This window comes from Acidocella sp. (genome assembly GCF_052326845.1).
Classification (GTDB): domain Bacteria; phylum Pseudomonadota; class Alphaproteobacteria; order Acetobacterales; family Acetobacteraceae; genus Acidocella.
Genome location: NZ_JBKQJR010000133.1, coordinates 1 through 3,927, shown reverse-complemented (window position 1 = coordinate 3,927; position 3,927 = coordinate 1). Strand labels below are relative to the sequence as shown.

Below are 3,927 nucleotides of genomic sequence, written 5' to 3'. Positions count from 1 at the left end.
AGGTTTGCATTGCCGTTCTCTCCTAGTTGCGCAGGGGCTTGCCGGTGGCGAGCATATGCTCGATGCGCGCCAGCGTGCCCTCGTTCTTGATCAGCCGCATGAAGGCGGCGCGTTCCAGCGTGAGAATCTCCTGCTCGCTGACCTCGTCGATCAAGTCAGCGGAGCCGCCGGAGAGCACGCTTGCCAACTCCGAGGCCACCACCATGTCGTAGGTGGTGGCGGCACCACGCTTGTGGAAGCCCTCGACGGCGCTTTCCATGGCCAGCCGCGCGGCCTCGCCGCCCAGCCTGTAGGTGGGGGGCGCGGGCGGCGTGTAGGCCTCGGCCAGCTTGAGCGCGCGGGCCTTGGCGTCGGCCAGCAGGCGGTCGCGGTTCATGGTGATGCCATCGGTGGGGCGCAGGAACAGTAGCTCCTTGGCGTTGGCCGCGGATTTACTCACCGTGGCGGTGCTGATCATCTCGAACACCTTGACTGCGGCGGGCATCGGGCCCTTCGGCATGCCGGGTGCCGCAGCCCAGCGGGCCAGCATCTCGGAGCAGCCGCCCCAGCCGGGCACCAGGCCGACGCCGCATTCCACCAGGCCGGTGTACAGCTCGGCATGAGCCTGCACGGCATCGGAGTGCAGCAGGATCTCGCAGCCGCCGCCCAGCGCCATGCCGAAGGGCGCCGCCACGACCGGGAAAGGTGCGTATTTCAGCGCCTTGTAGGTCTGCTGCCCGTCGGCCACGAGTTTGTCGATCTCGCTCCAGCCGGCGATGTTGGCGGCGAAGATGGCGAGGCCGAGATTCGCCCCGGCGGAGAAGAGCGTGCCCTCGTTATAGATGACCAGCGCCTTCGGCTTCAGCTCGATAGTCTTGCCGAGCAGCGCGATGCTCTGCGGGTCGAGCGAGTTGCCCTTGGAGGTGAACTCGAAGCACAGCACACCATCGCCAATGTCCCACAGGGCGGCTGAGGCGTTCTTCAGCACCGGCTTGGCGACGCGCTTGATGTCGGCGAGCAGGAGCACGCCCTCCGGACGGATGAGCGGATGATAGGCGCCATCGGTGCCAAGATAGTCCTGCCGGCCATCGGCCAAGCGGTAGAAGCTCTTGCCCTTGGCGGCCGCCAGCAGAGGCGGCACGGCGAAGCCATCCACCGCCAGCTTCTCGGCCAGCCAGTCAACGCTGAGCTTGTCGATCAGCTCGAACGGGCCCCATTGCCAGTTATAGCCGAGGCGCATTGCGGCATCGATGGCCGTGATATCCGCCGCCGCATCCGGCACCAGGGTCGCGGCATAAGCCAGGGTCTGCCCCAGCACGCGCCAGGCGTAGCGGGCGGCAGGCGTGGGCGCCGAGAGCAGCGCGCGCAGGTCGCGGATCTTCGCTTCCGGCAGCTCCGGCTTCTGCACCGCACGGTAAGCGCCGGTGGCGAGGTCAATCGCCTCACGTCCCTTTTCGCCCTTGCGGTAGAAACCGCCCTTGCCCTTGCGGCCAGTATAGCCCTCCGCGATCATCGTCTTGATGAGCGGCAGGTCGCGGTTGGCGGCGTGGAAGGCGTCGGTTGCCGGGAGCGTGGCGGCGAGGCTGGCGTTGATATGCGGCATCAAGTCCAACCCGACCAGATCGATCAGCCCGAACACGCCGGTCTTGGGAATGCCGAAGGGGCGGCCCATGATCGCATCGGCAACCTCGACGGTGATCCCGGCGTCGATGGCCTCGATCACGCCGCATTGCAGCCAGTACACGCCGAGCCGGTTGGCGATGAAGCCGGGAGAATCCTTGGCCCGCACGACGGTCTTGCCAAGGGCAATGTCGGCGAAGTGCGCGATGGTCTCAGCCAACGCCGGATCGGTCTGCGGGCCGGTGACCAGCTCCAGCAGGCGCATGTAGCGCGGCGGGTTGAAGAAATGGGTGATCAGGAAGTCCCGCGCGAAGGCTTCCGGCATGCCGTCCACCAGCTTGGCCAGCGGAATGGTGGAGGTGTTGGAGGACACCGCCGCACCCGGGTGGCGCACCGCGTCGATCTTGCGGTACAGGTCCTGCTTGAGGTCCAGCCGCTCGACGATGGCTTCCACGATCCAGTCGCAATCGGCAAGCTTGCCGATATCCTCGGCGAGGTTCCCCGGCGTGACCAGCTTGACCGCGGCGGAGGACATGAAGGGCGCCGGGTCGGTCTTCTGCATCTTGGCGATGGCGCCAGCGGCGGCGCCGGGGACGATGTCCAGCAGCAGCACGGGCGTGCCGGCATTGGCGAAATGCGCCGCGATGGCCGCCCCCATGGTGCCGGCGCCGATGACGGCGGCTTTGCGAATTTCAGCCATCACACGCGCTCCAGAATGGTGGCGATGCCCTGGCCGCCGCCGATGCACTGCGTGGCCAGCGCGTAGCGGCCGCCGGTGCGGGCCAGCAGGCTGGCTGCCTTGCCGGTGATGCGCGCGCCCGTGGCGCCGAGCGGATGGCCAAGCGAGAGCGCGCCGCCATCGATGTTCACCTTCTCCACATCCAGGCCGAGGTCACGGATGCAGGCGAGCGATTGCGAGGCGAAGGCTTCGTTCAGCTCGATCACGTCGAGATCGGCGGCGGAGATGCCGGCGCGGGCCAGGGCCTTCTGCGTGGCGCCAATGGGACCAATGCCCATGATCTCGGGCGCGCAGCCGGAAACGGCGCTGGCCTTGATGCGCGCCAGCTTCTTCAGCCCGTGCTTGTCGGCATAGGCCTCGGAGCACACCAGCACGGCGGCCGCGCCGTCAGTCAGCGGGGAGGAGGTGCCGGCCGTCACCGTGCCGTTGACGTCGAAAGCCAGCTTCAGCCCAGCCAGCGTCTCGGCGGTGGTGTCGGGACGCGGGCAGCCATCTGCCTCCACCACGCCAGCCTTGGTGGCGATGGGCACGATCTCGTCCTTAAGGTTCCCGGCGGCGATGGCCGCGGCAGTACGCTGCTGGCTGCGCACGGCGAACGCCTCCTGCTCGGCGCGGGAGATGTCCCATTTGCGGGCCACGTTCTCGGCGGTGTCGCCCATGCCAATGTAAGCGGCGGGGACTTTCTCGACCAGCGCCTTGTTCGGCAGCACGTTGTAGCCGCCCATCGGCACGCGGCTCATGCTCTCCATGCCGGCGGCGATGAACACCTCGCCCATGCCCGCCGCGATATGCCCGGCGGCGATGTGCACCGCCTGCATCGAGGAGCCGCAGAAATGATTCACCGTGTACCCGGCCACGCTCTGCGGCAGCCCGGCCAGCAGGCCCACGAGGCGGGCGACGTTGAGCCCCTGCTCGCCCTCGGGGAAGGCGCAGCCCATGACCACCGCTTCAATGTCCTCGGGCTTCACGCCACTGCGCGCGACCAGTGCGGCAATTGTCTGCGCCGTGAAGTCGTCCGACCGCTCGCGGGCAAGCTGGCCCTTGGGCGCGGGGGTGAAGGGGGAACGGGCATAACCCGCGATGACGGCATTGCTCACGGTAATCTCCGTTATTTATGTTTACTTGCTACTTGGTGGCGTTCTTGGTTTTCGCGCCGCCGGCAGGGAGGTACCCTTGGTCTGCAGCGCTTCCTCGGCATGGCGCTCCATATCACGCAGCTCGGCCAATGTCTGCTCCAGCGCCTGGCGCTGTTCCTCCAGGCGCTGGATACGGCTCCGCACCGACTTCAGCAGCGACTTGTTCTGCTGCGTCAGAGTCGGATCAATATCGTAAAGCTCAAGATATTCCTTGATCTCGCGGATGGAGAAGCCGAGCCGCTTGCCGCGCAGGACAAGGACCAGGCGCGCACGCTCCCGCTGCGTGTATACCCGCGTATGCCCGGCGCGCTGGGGCGCGATCAGCCCCTGTGTCTCGTAGAAATGTAAAGTGCGTACGGTAACCCCTAGTTCGGCGGCAAGCTGGGTCACGGTATAGAATGGGTTATTTTGCGTCATCGCGTCACACCCTCCAGCAGTGCCGGATCGGAGCAC

At 66.8% G+C, this 3,927-nt stretch carries 3 protein-coding genes; all 3 read right to left on the bottom strand.

The window, feature by feature from the left end; all coding sequences use genetic code 11:
• Positions 1 to 22: 22 nt before the first annotated feature.
• Complete coding sequence (locus ACLPJJ_RS08735; protein ID WP_443590587.1) at positions 23 to 2,299, bottom strand: 3-hydroxyacyl-CoA dehydrogenase/enoyl-CoA hydratase family protein; 2,277 nt, start codon at positions 2,297 to 2,299, stop codon at positions 23 to 25.
• Complete coding sequence (locus ACLPJJ_RS08730; RefSeq protein WP_443590586.1) at positions 2,299 to 3,435, bottom strand: thiolase family protein; 1,137 nt, start codon at positions 3,433 to 3,435, stop codon at positions 2,299 to 2,301. Before ACLPJJ_RS08730 ends, ACLPJJ_RS08735 begins: the two co-directional genes overlap by 1 nt.
• 21 nt (positions 3,436 to 3,456) lie before the next feature.
• The coding region (locus tag ACLPJJ_RS08725) for a MerR family transcriptional regulator (RefSeq protein WP_443590585.1) at positions 3,457 to 3,927 on the bottom strand (471 nt) is incomplete at its 5' end.

Coding starts and splice junctions, on each gene's coding strand:
- ACLPJJ_RS08735 (WP_443590587.1), bottom strand. CDS start 2,299: ATGGCTGAAATTCGCAAAGCCGCCGTCATCGGCGCCGGCACCATGGGG.